Consider the following 16,483-nt stretch of genomic DNA (forward strand, 5'->3'; position numbering starts at 1 on the left):
GCCGGGCCGCGAGGTCGGCGGGCTCGCGGAGGTCGGCGACCGTGGCGCCTTGGGCCGCGGCGTACGGCGCCAGGTAGGAGTCGCGGAAGGGCGCGGTGTCCTCGGAGCCGGTGACGTCGTCGACACCGAACGAGACGACCCCGAGCAGCGTCACCGAGAGCGTGAAGAACGGGTGCGTGACGCACGCGTCGCCCCAGTCGAGGATCAGGTGCGGCGCCGCCGACGAGCGGGCGGGCGGCACGAAGACCTGGCCGTCGTGCAGGTCGTCGTGCTGGACCGTCTCGGTGATCCCGTACGACGCCAGCCGCGTCGCCATCTCGGCGACGGTGCCGGCGGCGTCGCGGAAACGTGGCTCGACCTCGACCCTCGCCACGAACGCGGCGTAGTCGGCGGCCAGCGTGGCGAGCGGGCGGTGCGGCACGCCGGCCGCGAGGAGGGCCGGCACGTCGGGCTCGCAGGCCAGCTGGATCTCGGCGCAGGCGCCGAGGACGTCGTGCCAGCGCGCGAGGCTGCGCTCCTCCTCGACCACCTCGCGCAGCCGGCGCCCGGCGTCGGCCGACAGCATCCAGCCCTGGCTGGCGTCGACGGCGAGGAGCGGCGGGACCCGGTCGGGTCGGCGGGCGGCCACGACGGCGTGCACCGCGGCCTCGTGGCGCAGCGCGTCCTCCGGTGCCTTGAACCAGACGGTCCCGTCGGCGGTCGGCACCCGCATCACGGTGCCCCAGGTGCGGACGTGCGGTTGCTCGATCTCACCGGTGCGCGGCCGTCCGAGGTCGGCCAGCCGGGCGTCGATCCAGGCGTGCGCGCCGGCGAGCCACACGGGGTCGGTCCAGCGCTCCTCGGCGTCCACGAGGGGACAGGCTGTCAGCAGTTGTCGTCCGGGTCGACCGAGAAAGTGCCGAGGAGGCCGCGGTGGTCGGAGCTGCCGCGCGGTCGGACCTCGGCCGAGACCGGCTCGGCCCGGGCGAAGTACATGTAGTCGATGCGCCGGTTGCCGGCACGGTTGGTACCGCCGGCCCCGTCGCCGACGTAGCGCCACACGTCGCCCAGGTGCTCGCGCAGCAGCGTCGGCGGGTTGCGGTAGGGCTTCACGTTGAGGTCGCCGGCGAGGACGGTCGTGCAGGCGGGCTCGCCGATGATGGTGCGCACGCGACGGGCCTGGGCGAGGGTCCCGACGTCGGGGTTGAGGTGCGTCGTCCACACGTCGAGCTGCACGTCGCCCTGGCGGACCACGACGTCCATCAGCCCCCGCTTCTCGGTGCCGTCGGGGGTCGGCAGGTCGAACCGGCGCACGTAGGCGATGTCGAACGACGTGAGCACCGCGTTGCCGCGCACTCCGTGTCGGACCGTGCCGTTGGGGTCGAAGGCGACGTTCATGCCGAGCTTCCTGGCCAGGTAGCGCGGCTGCAGGAGCCCGCCGGTGCTGCGGCGGTCGTCGATCTCGTTGAGGAGCACGATGTCGGCGTCGGCCGCCCGGATGTCGTCGACGACCCCGTCGATCCCGGCGTCGGCGAACTGGATGTTGTACTGCAGCACCCGCACCTCCACCGGCGGGCCCTCGCGCACGAGCCGAGCCGGCCGCGCGGGCGGACGCGGCTTGGCGCGCGCGGTGACCGTCGGGTCGCCCGGCGCCGGGGCGTCGTCGCCGCTGCACGCCGCGAGACCCGCGGTCAGCACGAGCGCCGCGGTGGCGAGCAGGGCGCGGGTGCGGGCCATGCGGGATTCCTACCCGACCGGCGGGTTCGCAACACGATCGGGGGTCGCGGCGTTGAAGATGCGTGAAGACGGTGGCCGTGCGGACCGAGCGGGCGGAGCAGAGGGTGGGTGACCCGACGTTCGACGACTGGGTCGCGGCTCGCGGCCCGGCCCTGCTGCGGCTCGCCTGCACGCTGACCGGCGACCCGCGCGAGGCCGAGGACGTCGTCCAGGAGGCGCTGTCCCGCGCGCTGCCGCGCTGGGCGCGGATCAGCGCCGTCGAGGACGTCGACGCCTACGTGCGCCGGATGGTGGTCAACGCCCACACGTCGCGCTGGCGGGCGTGGCGGCGCCGGGTGACACCGGTCGCCCAGGTCGCCGACACGGTGGCCCCGGACCGCGCCGGACCCGAGCCCGACGACCGCCGCCGGATCTGGCTGGCCTGCCGAGCGCTGCCCGAGATCCATCGCACGGCGGTGGTCCTGCGCTTCTACGAACAGCTGGAGTACGCCGAGATCGCCGCCCTCACCGGCGTCCGCGAGGGGTCCGTGCGCTCGCGGGTCTCACGTGGGCTGGCCGCCCTGAGGGCCGAGCTCGGTGAGCTCGAGGAGGAGGACCACGATGGGTGACTTCGAGGACCGGTTGCGGTCGGCGCTGGTCGCGGGCAGCGAGGACGTCGTGGGCGCGGTCGGCCTCGCCGACGGCGCCCGGCGCCGGACCCGCTCCCGCCGTCGTCGTCGGCTGTCCGTCGGCGCGGCGCTGGCGGTGGTCGCGGTCGTCGTACCGCTCGGGATCGTCGGGGTGGTCGCGGGTCGCGACGACGCCACTGACCGCAGCGTCGTGGGGGTCACCGACGACGGGTGGCAGACCGTGTCCTTCGACTACGAGCCCTTTCGCAACGACCTCGAGCCCGGCACGCTCCTGGTCGACGTGCCGCCGGACTGGGTCGCCTACCCCGAGAACGCGGAGTGCCCCGGGTTCTTCGAGTGGGGCGCTCCCGGTCGCGACGACCCCTGCGACGAGTCCGAGACGGTGGGCTTCGCCGTCGACAGCGGCAACCTCGACTACGTCTTCGGCCCCGGTCTGCACCCGGCCTCGGACTACCGCGGCGGCGCCGGTTCCTCCGCGTGGCTGGGGCACGTCGAGCTGGCCGCCGCGGACGTGAGCGTCTCGACCGACGACCGCCAGCTGGCGCTGCGGATCCTGGGGTCGGCGCGCGAGGAGGGCGACGAGGTCTCCGACCTGGCGGCGCCGTGGACCGACGTCGTGGCCGAGGGGGGTCTCACCTACCCCCTGCCCGACCTCCCGACCGGTGCCGTCGAGGTGGACGTCCGCGACGACGTCACCGGCGACGCCCGGTACGCCGACGGCCGAGAGGTCGCGGACGGCCGCTGGCTCTACGCCACCACGCCGGAGGACGGCCCGACCGTCCGCGTCACCGCCCCCACCCTGGCCCTCGCGCAGGTCGTCGCCGGCTCGGCCCGCCCCGACACGTGGCAGCGGGTCGCGCTCCTCGACGGCCTCGCGGTTGACGTGCCGGTGGGCTGGGGCCCCGTGCCCGCAGCCTCCTGCGAGCGCGAGGGCGTGACGCTGGCTCCCGCGGGGACCGGCTGCGACGACGGAGGGCCGCAGGTGCACGCCGTCACCGACGTCGACATCGACATCGCGACGAAGCTGGGCGAGATCGGGGCCGACGGCGGCTACGTCAGCATCGGGGCGGCGTACGTCTTCGTCAGCGGCACGGACCCGGACACCGCCCGACGGATCCTGGCCTCGGCCGGCCCAGCTGGCGAGGAGCCCCCGGACGTCGCGTCCTGGCGGACGCTCGACCTCGACGCCGGCGTGACCGCCGAGGTGCCGGCAGACCCGCGGGTGTCCGTCAGCGTGGCGAACGGCGTCCCTCGCTGCGCGGCGCTGCGTCGGCCCGCTCGCCGGGAGGGCGCGAGCTGGGTCGCGAGCCTGTGCCGCAACCGCATCGTCACCGTCAACGCCCCCACCCAAGCCCTCGCCCAGGTGGTGGCAGGGCAGGTCCGCGGGTGGTGACTGAGGGCCCGTCAGACGTGCAATAGCCCGTCGGAAGCCCCCTGGACGTCGGCTCCCGGGCCCATTGCACGTCTGACGGGCCCCTGTGGATAACTCCGGACGTCGTCTGGCGATCCGCGGCACGCTGACGACATGGACGCGGTGGCGGCGCTGACCCGGCTCGGAGGCGTGGGCGGCACGAGCGAGGTGCTTGCGATGACGTCGCGCCGGCGGCTGCGCGGCGCGCTCGAGCGCGGCGAGGTCGAGCAGCTCGCGCGGTCCCGGTACGGGCTGGTGGGAGTGCGCGGACAGCGTCGTACCGCTGGCGAGCTCGTCGCCGTGCTCAGCCACCTCAGCGCCGCTCAGCAGCACGGGTGGGAGCTCAAGCACGTTCCCCAGCAGACCTGGGTGACGGTTCCGCGCAACCGCAAGGTGAGCCGTGAGGACCAGGCTCGGTGCCAGGTCACCTGGGCCGACCTGGCTGACGACGAGGTGGCGAACGGCGTCACGACCGCGCTGCGGACCGTGGTCGACTGCGCGCGGAAGCTCGCGTTCGACGAGGCCTTGACGGTCGCCGACTCGGCCCTGCGCCACGGCGCGATCACCGCTGACCAGCTCGAGGAAGCCACGCGCGACCTCCGCGGGCCGGGGTCGGCCCAGGCCCGCAAGGTGGCGAGGTACGCCGACGCTCGCGCGGCGAACCCGTTCGAGTCGGTCCTCCGAGCCATCGTGATCGAGTCGGGGGTGCTCGACGTCGAGCCCCAGGTGCCGATCGCGACGCGCACCATGACCTTCGAGCCCGACCTCGTCGACGTAGGCCGCCGCATCGTCATCGAGGCCGACTCGTGGTCGTTCCACGGTGACCACCGGGCACACGGCCGCGACTGCGTACGGCACACCGCCCTCGCGGTGGCGGGCTACCGCGTGCTGCGGTTCACCTGGGAGCAGGTGATGACAGCGGCGCCGTACGTTCGGGCGGTGCTGGACGACCTCGGGCCGGTGGCAACAGCCGCAACGCCATGAGCGGGCAGGACCGGGCGGCGTGCCGGGCACGAGCCTCGAGCCCGGCCGGGACGACCGGGTCGCGCTCTCCGGCGCGCGCGACCGGGTAGCCCCACTCGTCGGCGACGAGCAGCTCCGGGAGCAGCTCGGCGCAGGAGCCGTGGCCGTCGCACCGGGTCCAGTCCAGGTGCAGCCGTGCGGGTCCGGTCATGCCGTGCACCGCCCCTCCAGGTGCGCCGCGACGTCGTCGGCGAAGACCTGCATCGCGCTGAGGACCATCCGCACCGTCCCGTCGGGGTGGGCGCAGGCGCCGCGACCGGCGGCCAGAGCCGACAGGCGGGCGACTTCTGCGGGCAGCCGCGGGTCGGGTGGACCTGACGCGAGCCGCGCCAGCGTGTCGGCCACGCGGGGCAGGGCGTTGACGCACGGGCCGCACTGGCCGGCTGTCTCGCCGGCGAGGTAGGTCGCGATCCGCGCGGTCGCTGCGAGGGGGCAGGTGCCGGCGCCAAGGACGTGGAGCACGCCAGCGCCGACGGCGAGGTCGGCGAGCGACGTGCCGAGCGCGCCGGCCGGGACCCAGCCACCGTGGTAGCCACCCACCAGCACGGCGCGCAGCGGACCCGGTCGTGCCCGGTCGACGACGTCGCCCAGCAGCGCGGTGCGCGGGGCCTCGACGACGCCGGGGGCCTCGACGGCCCCGCTGATGGTCAACAGCCGGCTCGCGGCGGCGGCAGGACCGAAGCGCACCGCCATGGCCACCGAGGCCAGGGTCTCGGCGTTGAGCACCAGGGTCGGACGGCCGTCGACCCCGCGCGTGGTGACGCGCACCAGCGGGTCGGTCGGCACCGCCGGGAGCCCGGACAGCCCGCGCACGAGCGCCGACTCCTGACCGGAGACGAAGCCGCCGGGCACGACGACCACCTCGACGTCGTACGCCGACGCCACCGGTCGGAGCGCCGCGACCGGCAGGTGCGACCCGGCTCCGACCACGCGTCGCGTGGCGCCGAGAGCAGCGCTCACCAGAGCCAGACCCTCGAGGACGAGGTGCGGCGCCCGGGCCAGCAGAACGGCGTCCTTGCTCGAGAGCGGCTCACCCTCCATGGCGTTGGCGACGACGACCAGCCCGCGGGCGCCGGCGGCGGCACGCAGCTTGGTCGTGGTCGGGAAGCCGGCGCCCCCGCGTCCGGTCAGCCCGGCCGCCTCGACCGCCGCGACCAGCTCGGGCAGCGACAGCACGGGCAGCCGGTCGGCCGGCGGAGCAGCGAGCAGACCCAGCGTCGTCGTGCTCATGCCGCCACCTTGCGCTCGACGCGGACCCGGCCGCGCCCGGCGTACGACGGCGCGAGCCGCCAGCCCAGCGCGGCGACGACGGAGGCGACGCACAGCGCCACGAACGAGTTCATGGCGAGCGAGCCGGCGTCCGTGCCGGTGCCGAGCGAGTGCAGGAGAGCCGTCGGCCACAGGGCGTAGGTCGTCAGGTGGACCGCGCGGAAGACCCGTGGCCCGACCCGCTGGCGCAGCAGGCTCACGATCGTGACGACGAGCAGGACGTCGATCGCCAGCGTGCCGAGCCCCAGCCACAGCGGGCGGTAGGCGCCGAGGAACGGCACCACCAGGTCGACGAGCCGCAGCTGGGCGTAGGAGTCGAAGAGCAGCGAGACCACGTGCACGGCCACGAGCCCGACCGCCGTCATCGCGGCGGTGCGGTGCAGGTCGGTGACGCCGAAGCGGCCGATCGGGCCGACCGGGCGCCCGGAGCGAGCGAGCACGCCGAGCACGAGGGAGACGGTGAGCAGCAGCAGGGCGACGAGACCGATGCCGCGGCCGAGGGCCCAGAGGGCGGAGTCGAGGTTCATGCCGCCCTCCCCGACCCGGCCTCGGGCGGCCAGCCGCCGACGAGGTGGACGCGTCCGGCGTCGTCGACCAGGCGGGCCGGGAGGGCGAGGTCGCGCACCCAGGCGAGCCCGCCGCGTCCCCGCACGACCACCGCGGTCGCGGCCGCGTTGGCCTCGACGCAGGTCGGTGCGGCGACGCTGACGGTGCGCCAGTCGGTGGCTGCCGACCGGCCGGTCGCCGGGTCGACGATGTGGTGCCAGGTCCGGCCGGCGCGCCGCCAGGTACGGCGCACGGTGCTCGACGTCGCCAGCGCCCAGCCGTCGGACAGCGTCACGTGCGCGTCCGGGTCGTCGAGGTGGTCGGTGACCCGTACCTGCCACCCGCCGATCGGCTCCGGGCCGGCGGTCGCGATGTCGCCGCCCAGGCTGACGAGGACGCCACAGCCGAGCGCCTCCGCGGCCCGGGAGGCGGACCGGTCCGCGGCGGCGGCCTTGGCGGTCGCGCCCAGGTCGAGGCGTACGCCGTCCGGGATCATCAGCCGGTCGCCGTCCAGTCGCAGGGAGCGCCAGCCCGGGACCGGCAGCGTCGCCCGCGGGAGGCGCCCGGCGTCCTCGATCGACGTGGTCGTCCGGTCGTAGCCGAGGTCGACCATGGCGCGACCGACGGTCGGGTCGACCGCGCCGCCGGTGGTCTCGGCGGCGAGCAGCGCGACCCGGAGCAGGTCGGCGAGCATGGGCGAGACACGCGTCGTGCCGGCGCCGAGCCGGCTGATCTCGGAGTCGTGACGGAACCGGTTGGCCGCGTCGTCAACCTCGGCGAGCACGAGGCGGGTGCGCGCGACCGCCTCGTCGAGCAGCCGGGGCTCGCTCACGCAGACCCGGGCGCGGGTCGACCAGAGCGACCACTCGTGCGCGGCGCGCATCAGGACCCGCTCGAGGTGGCGTCGCTCGACCCGGACGAGCCCGACGAGACGCCGGAGTCCGACGACCGGCTCGACGACTGGTCCGACGACTGGTCCGACGACGGGGTCGACGTGTCGGACGTCGTGGTCGAGACGACCGACGCCGGCGTGGTGTCGTCCGCCGCGTCGGCGGCGACCTGGACGCCGATCAGTCCGACGACGCCGAGCGACGCGGTGAGCGCGCCGGCGACGAGGGAGCGGCGCCACCGGGCCACCCGGCGTACCTGGGCATCGGGGGAGTGTGTCTGCATGTCACGACCCTGGTCCCGAGCCCTGTGACCCGTCTGTGGGGCGGCCGGGACGGACCTGGGACGTATTCGACGTGCGCCCGGGCGAGCGGGTAGCGGACAATGGCTTCTCGTGGGACATGTGGACGTGAGCGGGGTCAGGTACGAGCTGCCCGACGGGCGGGTGCTGCTCGACGACGTGTCGTTCCGCGTCGGCGAGGGAGCCAAGGTCGCGCTGGTCGGGGCCAACGGCGCCGGCAAGACGACGCTGCTGCGGATCGTGACCGGCGACCTCGTCCCGCACGCCGGCGCGGTCACCCGCACCGGCGGCCTCGGCGTGATGCGCCAGGACGTCAAGGCCGGCCTTGGCGCCGATGGCAACGAGCCGACGGTGGCCGACCTGCTGCTGTCGGTCAGCCCGCCGCGGATCCGCGAGGCGACGGCCAAGGTCGACGCCTGCGAGCTGGCGCTGATGGAGACCGACGACGAGAAGACCCAGATGCGCTACGCCGAGGCGCTCCACGACTACGGCGACGCCGGCGGCTACGACCTCGAGGTCACCTGGGACGTCTGCTCGATCAAGGCCCTCGGCGTGCCCTACGACCGCACCAAGTACCGCGAGCTGAGGACCCTCAGCGGGGGCGAGCAGAAGCGGCTCGTGCTGGAGTACCTGCTCGCCGGCCCCGACGAGGTCCTCCTGCTCGACGAGCCCGACAACTACCTCGACGTGCCCGGCAAGATCTGGCTCGAGCAGAAGATCAGCACCTCCGACAAGACGATCCTGTTCATCAGCCACGACCGCGAGCTGCTCGACAACACCGCGACCCGCGTCGTCACCGTCGAGCTCGGCGCCGGCGGTGGCGGCAACCTGGTCTGGACCCACGTCGGCGGCTTCACCAGCTATCACCAGGCGCGCAAGGACCGCTTCGCCCGGTTCGAGGAGATGCGCAAGCGCTGGGACGAGGAGCACGCCAAGATCAAGGCGCTCGTGCTGCGGCTCAAGATCAAGTCGGAGTACAACGACGGGATGTCGAGCCAGTACCGCGCCGCGCAGACGCGGCTGCGCAAGTTCGAGGAGGCCGGCCCGCCGACCGAGCAGCCGCGCGAGCAGCAGGTCTCGATGCGGCTCCAGGGCGGCCGCACCGGCAAGCGTGCCGTCGTCTGCACCGACCTGGAGCTGACCGGACTGATGAAGCCCTTCGACCTCGAGGTCTGGTACGGCGAGCGCGTCGCCGTCCTCGGCTCCAACGGCTCCGGCAAGTCCCACTTCCTGCGCCTGCTCGCCATCGGCGGCAGCGACCCCGACGTCGAGCACCAGCCCGTCGGCGACGTCGTCATCAAGCCCGTCGAGCACCGCGGCCAGGCCAAGCTCGGTGCGCGCGTGCGACCCGGGTGGTTCGTGCAGACCCACGACCACCCCGAGCTCGTCGGCCGCACGCTGGTCGAGATCCTCCACCGCGGCGAGGGCGGCACCGCCGGCGCGGGCCGCACCGGCATGGGCCGCGAGCAGGCCAGCCGGGTGCTCGACCGCTACGAGCTCAGCGCCCAGGCGGAGCAGCGCTTCGAGTCGCTCAGCGGTGGCCAGCAGGCGCGGTTCCAGATCCTGCTCCTCGAGCTCAGCGGCGCCACATTGCTGCTGCTCGACGAGCCCACCGACAACCTCGACGTCCAGTCCGCCGAGGCGCTCGAGGAGGGCCTCGACGCCTTCGACGGCACGGTCCTCGCGGTGACCCACGACCGGTGGTTCGCCCGCGGCTTCGACCGGTTCCTCGTCTACGGCTCCGACGGCGAGGTCTACGAGTCCGACGGTCCGGTCTGGGACGAGGGACGCGTGGTCCGCAGCCGATGAGCCAGCCGAGCCAGCTCGAGACCAGTACGCTCGACGTGCACGACGAGGGCCTTTTCGTGCCCTGGTACGCCGCCTATGCCGCCGCGCTCGACCACGCGGTCGGCGAGGCCGCCCAGGCCTTCACCTACGACGAGCTGCGCGCTCAGTGGCAGAACCCGACCTCCGACATACGCCGGATCGGCTTCGTCGGGTCCGTCGACGGCGAGGTCGTCGCGGTCGGCGCCGCAGGCCTGCCCCAGCTCGAGAACCTCACCTCCGCCTTCGTCGAGGTCGCCGTGGCGCCGGCCCACCAGGGGCGCGGCCACGGGCGCGCGCTCCTCGACCACGTCGAGGAGGCCGTGGCCGCCGAGGGGCGTACCCGGCTCGTCACCGAGGTCCGCTGGCGCTACGAGCAGGGCACCTCGGGCCACGACGGCGGCGGCTCGCGCGACGTCACCTTCGCCGAGTCCGCCGGCTTCGACCTGGGTCTGAGCGACGTGCAGCGCTGGCTCGACCTGCCCGTCGACGAGGCGCTGCTCGACCCGCTCGCGGCCGAGGCCGCGACCCACCACGACGGCTATGCGCTGCGCTCCTGGGTCGGTGCGGTTCCCGACGAGCTCGCCCCCACCTGGGCCGAGCTCGACGGCAGCCTGATGACCGAGGCCCCGATGGGCGAGCTCGAGCACGAGGCGGTCAAGGCCGACGTGGCGCGCCTGCGCGAGCAGGAGGAGAGCATCGCCCGGCAGGACCGGACCGCCTACCACTCCGTCGCGCTCGACGCGTCGGGCACCGTCGTCGCCTACTCGATGCTCGTGCAGAGCAGCGCGTCCACGACCGCCTTCCAGTGGGGCACCCTCGTGCACCGCGACCACCGTGGCCACCGCCTCGGCCTCGCGGTCAAGGTCGCCAACCACCGGCTCCTCCAGCGCGAGCGACCCGACGCCGTCCGGGTCGCCACCTGGAACGCCGAGGTCAACAGCCACATGATCGGCGTCAACGAGCGGCTGGGCTTCCGTCCGGTCTCCCGGATGGGCGAGTTCCAGAAGACACTCTGAAAATCCCAACGGCCACCGGTCAGGTGGGACCGGTGGCCGTCGGGTGCGCCCTCCCAGACGCGGGGCCCCGGTCTCGGGCGGGGCCCCGCTTTACGAGCGTGACCGAGGCGGTCGGGTCCGCGTCGGAGTCGAGGGTGAGCGTGACGGTGTCTTCCTTGCCGTCGCGCTCGTAGGTGATCTTCACGTCGTCACCGGGCCGGTAGGACCGCACGGTCGCGACCAGCGAGTCGGAGCCGGTGATGAGGGTGTCGTCGACCTTGGTGATCACGTCGCCGTCCTGGAGCCCGGCCTGGCCGGCGGCGGAGTCGTCGCCGACCTGGGAGATCTGGGCGCCGTCGACGACGAGCGCGCCGCCGGTGGCGGCGACGTCCTGGACGGAGACGCCGATCCGGGCGTGGGTGGGGGTGTCGCCGTTCTTCATCTGCTCGATGACGGGCAGCACCTCGTCGATCGGGATCGCGAAGCCGAGGCCGATGGAGCCGGACTCGCCGGAGCCGTCGGACGTCGACTGGATCGAGGAGTTGATGCCGATGACGTGGCCCTCGAGGTCGACGAGCGGGCCGCCGCTGTTGCCGGGGTTGATAGCGGCGTCGGTCTGGATCGCGGGATAGACCGTGGCGTTGCCCTGGTCGTCGGAGCCGACCCCGACCGGGCGGTTGAGGGCACTGACGATGCCGGAGGTGACGGTCGCGTCGAGGCCGAACGGCGAGCCGATCGCGACGACCTCCTCGCCGACGTCGACCGCGTCGGACTGGCCGATGGTGGCGGGGGTCAGGCCGCTGACGCCCTCGGCCTGGATGACCGCGGTGTCGGTGAGCGGGTCGGTGCCGACGATCGTGGCCTTGGCGTGGCTGCCGTCGGAGAACGACGCGGTGATCGAGCCGCCGTCGCCGGCGACCTCGGCCACGGGGGTGTTGGTGAGGATGAGGCCGTCGGAGCTGAGGATGATGCCGGAGCCCGATCCGGCGCCCTCGCCGCCGCTGACGTCGAGCTTGACGACGGAGGGCAGCACGGCCGCAGCGACCTGCTCGACGCTCCCGTCGGCGGCCGGGTCGTCGTCGCTGCGGGCGACCACGGGGCTGGCGAGGCCGGACGACGAGGCCTGGCCGGCTGCGTCGTCACCGTCGAGGGCGTCGTACGCCGCCGCTCCGCCGAGACCGGCGCCACCGCCGACGAGCAGGGTCGCGGCGAGCACGCCCGCGGCGAAGCCCTTGCGTCCCCGGCGCGGGGGGACGGCCGTGGCCACCGGTCGCGGCTGCTGGGGGAGGACCTGGGTCTGGTACTCGAAGGACGGCGGGTAGGCCGGGGGCGGCGGCGGGGTGCCCCGGAAGTCCTGGAACCCCGGCTGGTCCGGCTGGTCGGCCTGGTTCGGCTGGTGGGGCTGGTGCGGCGGGAAGGGCGGCGGCGAGGAGGGCGTGTCGTTCATGGTGTCGAGACTGGTCCGCAACCCTGTGGCTCGGCTGAGACAGCGCTGGGCGAGCGAGAAGAACCCGCGTGGACACTGTGGCCTGGCTCACACGCGGTTCGCCACAATGGCTTCATGAGCGCACCCGAGCCGCACTACCTCGACGACCGCCTCGCTCACTGGGCGGCCGAGACCCCGGACGCCGACGCGATCACCTACCTCTCCCGCACGTTCAGCTGGCGGGAGTGGGACGACCGCGTACGCCGCAACGCGGGCGGGCTGCGGGCGCTCGGCATCGGTCGTGGTGACGTCGTGGCGTTCCTCGACAAGAACCACCCCGCCTGCGTCGAGACCACCATGGCGACCTCCTCGCTCGGCGCGGCCCACGCGATCGTCAACTGGCGCTCGGCGGGCGACGAGGTCGACTACGCGCTCAACGACTGCGGGGCCCGGGTGCTGTTCGTCGGCAGCGAGCTGATGCCGACCATCGATAAGATCCGCGACCGTCTGTCGATGGTGGAGAAGGTCATCGAGGTCACGCCCGACGGCGGTGACGGCGACGACTACGAGGCGTGGCTCGCGGCGGCCACGCCCGTCGGTCGCCAGGACGACGTCAGCCCCGACGACACCTGCCTGGTGATGTACTCCTCCGGCACGACCGGACGCCCCAAGGGCGTGATGCTGTCGCACCGCAACATGCTCAGCCACACGCGCAACGCCCACGACGGCTGGTCGTTCGAGCCGGGCGACAAGTGCATGGTGGCCATGCCGCTGTTCCACGTCGGCGGGTCGTCCTACGTGCTCTTCCCGATCAACGACGGCGTCCCGAGCGTGATGACCCGCGACCCCGACGGGGCCTCGCTCGCGGGCGCGATCCTGGCCGGCGCCAACCGCACCTTCCTCGTGCCGGCGGTGCTCGCGCAGGTGCTGCAGACCGGCCCTGACGCCATCAAGCTGTTCGGGGCGCTCAAGACCTACACCTACGGCGCCGCGCCGATGCCGCCGCCGCTGCTACGGGCCGCGATGGCGGCGTGGCCCGACACCGACTTCCTCCAGGTCTACGGCCTGACCGAGGTCGCCGGCGTCGTCACCCAGCTCGGCTCCGACGACCACCGCAACGCCGTGGCCGACGGTCACCCGGAGCGCCTGGTCTCGGCCGGCAAGCCGATCCCCGAGGTGGAGGTCCGGATCGTCGACCCCGGCACGGGGGAGGACCTCGGCACTGGCGAGCACGGGGAGATCTGGCTGCGGACGCCGCAGCGCTTCCAGGGCTACCTCGGCAAGCCCGAGGCCACCGCCGAGGCCGTCACCGACGACGGCTGGTTCCGCACCGGTGACCTCGGCAAGGTCGACGCCGACGGCTTCGTCTACGTCGAGGACCGGCTCAAGGACATGATCATCAGCGGCGGCGAGAACATCTACTCGCCCGAGGTCGAGCGGGTCCTCGCGGAGCACCCGGCGGTCATGGAGGTCGCGATCATCGGCGTCCCCGACGACACCTGGGGCGAGACGGTCAAGGCGGTCGTGTCGCTGCACGAGGGGGCGGAGGCCACCGAGGCCGAGCTGATCGGGTTCTGCCGCGAGCACCTCGCCTCGTTCAAGTGCCCGCGGTCGGTCGACATCACCGGCCCGCTGCCGCGCAACCCCACCGGCAAGATCCTCAAGCGCGACCTGCGCACGCCCTACTGGGAGGGTCGCGGACGCCAGGTGAACTGACCGGGGCGGCGCACGCCATGATTCCTCGATGACCACCGCCCGCCTGGTCCCCGTCACCACCGAGATGGACGGCGAGGAGCTCGACGCCGAGGACGCCTGGCACCTGGTGCGCCACCACGGGCTCCGCGCCGTGCTCGTCGGCGCGTTCGTCCGCTTCCGCTACGGCGACGGCTTCACCAACAGCCGGGCCCTCGCCCTGCAGACCTGCCTGGGCGTCGTGCCGTTCCTGCTCGCCGCCACCGGGCTGGCCGCCGACGTCGACGACGACCGCTGGTCGCGGGTCGTCGCGCTCACCGTCGACGCCGTGTCGCCGGGCGGTGACGGCGAGGACGCGCTGGCCGGCGCCGTCTCGGGTGGCTCTGAGCAGGCCGGCGAGGTGGCGCTGGTGATCGGGCTGCTGCTCGCGCTGGTGTCGATGGCCACCGCCATGGCGCAGGTCGAGCGGGGCAGCAACCGCATCTACGGCATCCGCCGCGACCGGCCGGCCCTCGCCAAGTACGGCCGGGCCGCGGTGCTCACGGCGGTCCTCGCCGTGCCCGTCGGCGTCGGGTTCTTCCTGCTGGTCGCGGGCGGCGCGTTCGGGGACGCGATGGTCAGCGAGTACGGCTGGTCCGACGGCGCCCACACCACCTGGCAGGTCCTGCGGTGGCCGGCCGGGCTGCTCCTGCTCGTCACGACCATCGCGGTGCTGCTCGACCACGCGCCGCGGCGCCGGCAGCCGGCGCTGTCCTGGCTGGCGCTCGGCGCCGTCGTCGCGGTGGCGCTGAGCATGACGGCCGCCGCCGGGCTCGCGCTCTACGTCAACGTGAGCGGGTCGTTCGGCAGCACCTACGGTCCGCTGGCCGGCATCGTCGCACTCCTGCTGTGGAGCCTGATGTCGGCGATCGCCCTGTTCCTCGGCGTGGCGGTGTGCGCCCAGCTCGAGGCGCTCCGGGCCCACCAGCCCGCCCCGGCCGACCCCGACCCCGGCCGTCCGCACGAGGAGGTCGTCGAGGGCTGAACCTCAGCCCGGCAGCCGCCAGGTCGTCCACGGCGTCGTCCGGTCGCCGCACAGCGTGCCGACCAGCAGTCCGGGTACGCCGGGGAGGCGGGTGACCAGGGGCGCGAGCGCGTCGCGCGGCCACGCGAGCGGCGCCAGGTCGCTCTGGAAGACCGGCATCATCATCCGCGTCGTCCACTGGTACCACCGCAGGTGCGCGGCCCGGTGTCGCGCATACGCCGCCAGGGCGCTCTCCAGGTCGCGCTCGGTCCGCAGCGTGTGGGCGAGGGTCCACGCGTCGGCCAGTGCAAGCGACGTGCCCGTGCCGAGCTGGGGGCTCATGGCGTGGGCGCTGTCGCCGACGAGGACGGCTCCGAGCCGGTACGGCGTCCGCACCACCACGTCGCGGTAGGTCGCCGGCAGCAGCACCTCGACCCGGTCGAGCAGGTCGGCGTGCGGTCCGGCGTACGCCGCTGCGCTCTGCCGCCACGCCGGCAGCCCGGCGGCGAGAGTCGCCGCCATGTCGCGCTGGCGGACCGACCAGAACAGCGAGGTCCGGCCGCACCCGGTTGGCAGGACCCCCAGGTAGGTGCTGGTGCCGCCCAGGCACTGGAACAGGGTGTCGGTCGCCGTCTCGGCCGGGTCGTCGACGATCGCCCACAATGCCCCGTAGTCGTAGGCGCGGTCGCGGACGGTCACGCCCATGCTCCACCGCACCCGCGACCGGCTCCCGTCGCAGCCGACCACCAGGTCGTACGTCGCCAGGTCGCCGTCGGCGGTCTCGATCGTCATCCCGCCGACGGTCGGCCGGACCCCGGTCACGGGCACGCCCAGCCGCAGCGGCACCCCGCGCCGCCGGACCTGCTGGAGCAGCAGCGCGAACAGGTCGCCGCGGTGCACGCCGAGCGCGGCCGTGGAGCCGGGCAGCGCGTCGTAGCCGAGGTCGACCAGCGACCGCCCGTCGGCCGTCACGATCTCGACCCGCTCCACCGTCCGTGACGCCGCGCGCAACGGCTGGAGGAGGTCGAGCCGCTCCAGCACCTGCTGACCCAGCGCCTGCAGCCAGATCCCGGCCCCCACCGGGCTCGGGTCCTCCGCCTGCTCGACCACCGTCACGTCGTGACCGTCGTCGGCGAGCAGGCACGCCAGGGTCGCCCCACCCATCCCGAGCCCCACGATCCCGATCCGCACCCGGCGATCCTCACACGCACCCGATCCACCCCGCGTCACGGTGGCCGAGCCGCGGGGATGAAGTCTCTACGCGTCGAGACCCCCGCAGCCGACCCACCCAGGCCGACACGATGGCCGCCTCGAACGCACCATCGAATTGTCGGTGGTCGCCTCTAGAATCAGACCATGCCCAGCACCCACCGGATCACCCGCACCTCGAGCAGCGACCCGCTGCTCGAGTCGGTCCGAGGTGCCTGTCTCGACATCAGTCGCGACGAGGTCAACAAGCTCAGTGCCGTCCTCGACTGGGCCGCCGCTCACACCGCTGGCGACACCGAGGCCGCTGAGCTTCACGACTGGAACGACGAACCACCTCTGCAGCTCGCCGGTGTCGGGGCACCCGTGGTCGCTGAGTACGCCGCCCTCGACCTTGCCCTGTCGATTGGCCGCTCCTCCGACAGTGGCTTGGCCTACCTGGGCAAGGCGTTGGAGCTGCGCTACAGGTTGCCGCGGATCTACGCCCGCGTGGTCAGGCTCGAGATCCCCGTGTGGCTCGCCTTCCGCGTCGCCGACCAGACCCGGCCACT

At 73.8% G+C, this 16,483-nt stretch carries 16 protein-coding genes and 1 pseudogene; 8 read left to right on the plus strand and 9 right to left on the minus strand.

All coding sequences use genetic code 11. The features are described from left to right. Together Q7T52_RS01525 and Q7T52_RS01530 are read right to left on the minus strand one after the other, a co-directional pair. On the minus strand, positions 1–850 hold an 850-nt coding region (locus Q7T52_RS01525; RefSeq protein WP_304798934.1), incomplete at its 3' end, for a phosphotransferase. Between the two features lie 14 nt (positions 851–864). Then, positions 865–1,716, minus strand: coding sequence for an endonuclease/exonuclease/phosphatase family protein (locus Q7T52_RS01530; RefSeq protein ID WP_304798936.1), 852 nt, complete (start codon positions 1,714–1,716; stop codon positions 865–867). Between the two features lie 104 nt (positions 1,717–1,820). On the opposite strand from Q7T52_RS01530, the gene Q7T52_RS01535 reads away from it, so the two are divergent. From Q7T52_RS01535 to Q7T52_RS01545, 3 genes are all read left to right on the plus strand, one after another. Further along, positions 1,821–2,324, plus strand: coding sequence for a SigE family RNA polymerase sigma factor (locus Q7T52_RS01535; protein ID WP_304798938.1), 504 nt, complete (start codon positions 1,821–1,823; stop codon positions 2,322–2,324). After that, positions 2,317–3,738 carry a hypothetical protein gene (locus tag Q7T52_RS01540; protein ID WP_304798940.1) on the plus strand — a complete coding sequence of 474 codons (1,422 nt, stop codon included), beginning with the start codon at positions 2,317–2,319 and terminating at the stop codon, positions 3,736–3,738. Before Q7T52_RS01535 ends, Q7T52_RS01540 begins: the two co-directional genes overlap by 8 nt. Positions 3,739–3,870: 132 nt before the next feature. Next, a complete protein-coding gene (locus Q7T52_RS01545; RefSeq protein ID WP_304798942.1) occupies positions 3,871–4,740 on the plus strand; it encodes a DUF559 domain-containing protein in 870 nt (289 codons plus the stop codon). On the opposite strand, the gene Q7T52_RS01550 is transcribed toward Q7T52_RS01545, so the two are convergent. Genes Q7T52_RS01550 through Q7T52_RS01570 form a run of 5 tightly spaced genes read right to left on the minus strand, consistent with a single transcriptional unit; the run spans position 4,652 to position 7,767 of the window. Continuing rightward, positions 4,652–4,930, minus strand: a complete 279-nt coding sequence (locus Q7T52_RS01550) for a ferredoxin (RefSeq protein ID WP_304798944.1) — start codon at positions 4,928–4,930, stop codon at positions 4,652–4,654. The genes Q7T52_RS01545 and Q7T52_RS01550 overlap by 89 nt on opposite strands. Beyond that, positions 4,927–6,009 (minus strand): NADH-ubiquinone oxidoreductase-F iron-sulfur binding region domain-containing protein, encoded by a 1,083-nt coding sequence (locus Q7T52_RS01555; protein ID WP_304798946.1) that lies wholly within the window; start codon positions 6,007–6,009, stop codon positions 4,927–4,929. Before Q7T52_RS01555 ends, Q7T52_RS01550 begins: the two co-directional genes overlap by 4 nt. After that, positions 6,006–6,575 (minus strand): ferric reductase-like transmembrane domain-containing protein, encoded by a 570-nt coding sequence (locus Q7T52_RS01560; RefSeq protein WP_304798948.1) that lies wholly within the window; start codon positions 6,573–6,575, stop codon positions 6,006–6,008. The genes Q7T52_RS01555 and Q7T52_RS01560 overlap by 4 nt, the downstream gene beginning before the upstream one ends. Further along, positions 6,572–7,477, minus strand: a complete 906-nt coding sequence (locus tag Q7T52_RS01565) for an FAD:protein FMN transferase (protein WP_304798950.1) — start codon at positions 7,475–7,477, stop codon at positions 6,572–6,574. Before Q7T52_RS01565 ends, Q7T52_RS01560 begins: the two co-directional genes overlap by 4 nt. Next, a complete protein-coding gene (locus Q7T52_RS01570; protein ID WP_304798952.1) occupies positions 7,477–7,767 on the minus strand; it encodes a hypothetical protein in 291 nt (96 codons plus the stop codon). Before Q7T52_RS01570 ends, Q7T52_RS01565 begins: the two co-directional genes overlap by 1 nt. Positions 7,768–7,876: 109 nt before the next feature. On the opposite strand from Q7T52_RS01570, the gene Q7T52_RS01575 reads away from it, so the two are divergent. Next, positions 7,877–9,592, plus strand: coding sequence for an ABC-F family ATP-binding cassette domain-containing protein (locus Q7T52_RS01575; RefSeq protein WP_304798954.1), 1,716 nt, complete (start codon positions 7,877–7,879; stop codon positions 9,590–9,592). Next, positions 9,589–10,626: a GNAT family N-acetyltransferase gene (locus Q7T52_RS01580; protein WP_304798956.1), complete on the plus strand. Its 1,038-nt coding sequence runs from the start codon at positions 9,589–9,591 to the stop codon at positions 10,624–10,626. Before Q7T52_RS01575 ends, Q7T52_RS01580 begins: the two co-directional genes overlap by 4 nt. A gap of 19 nt (positions 10,627–10,645) precedes the next feature. Here Q7T52_RS01580 and Q7T52_RS01585 read toward each other — a convergent pair whose 3' ends face one another. Then, a complete protein-coding gene (locus Q7T52_RS01585; RefSeq protein WP_304798958.1) occupies positions 10,646–12,052 on the minus strand; it encodes a S1C family serine protease in 1,407 nt (468 codons plus the stop codon). 114 nt (positions 12,053–12,166) lie between these two features. Between Q7T52_RS01585 and Q7T52_RS01590 the strand changes: the two genes are divergently transcribed. Both Q7T52_RS01590 and Q7T52_RS01595 read left to right on the plus strand, forming a co-directional pair. Next, complete coding sequence (locus Q7T52_RS01590; RefSeq protein ID WP_304798960.1) at positions 12,167–13,747, plus strand: long-chain-fatty-acid--CoA ligase; 1,581 nt, start codon at positions 12,167–12,169, stop codon at positions 13,745–13,747. Between the two features lie 28 nt (positions 13,748–13,775). Continuing rightward, the gene (locus Q7T52_RS01595) at positions 13,776–14,747 is read left to right on the plus strand and encodes a YihY/virulence factor BrkB family protein (protein ID WP_304798962.1); all 972 of its coding nucleotides are present in this window, start codon (positions 13,776–13,778) and stop codon (positions 14,745–14,747) included. Positions 14,748–14,750: 3 nt separating this feature from the next. Here the strand turns inward: Q7T52_RS01595 and Q7T52_RS01600 are convergent, their stop codons facing one another. Further along, complete coding sequence (locus tag Q7T52_RS01600) at positions 14,751–15,917, minus strand: NAD(P)/FAD-dependent oxidoreductase (protein ID WP_304798964.1); 1,167 nt, start codon at positions 15,915–15,917, stop codon at positions 14,751–14,753. Between the two features lie 165 nt (positions 15,918–16,082). On the opposite strand from Q7T52_RS01600, the pseudogene Q7T52_RS01605 reads away from it, so the two are divergent. Further along, positions 16,083–16,483: pseudogene (locus tag Q7T52_RS01605) on the plus strand (hypothetical protein); the annotation flags it as partial.

Origin of the sequence: Nocardioides sp. (genome assembly GCF_030655615.1) — a bacterium.
Lineage (GTDB): Bacteria > Actinomycetota > Actinomycetes > Propionibacteriales > Nocardioidaceae > Nocardioides.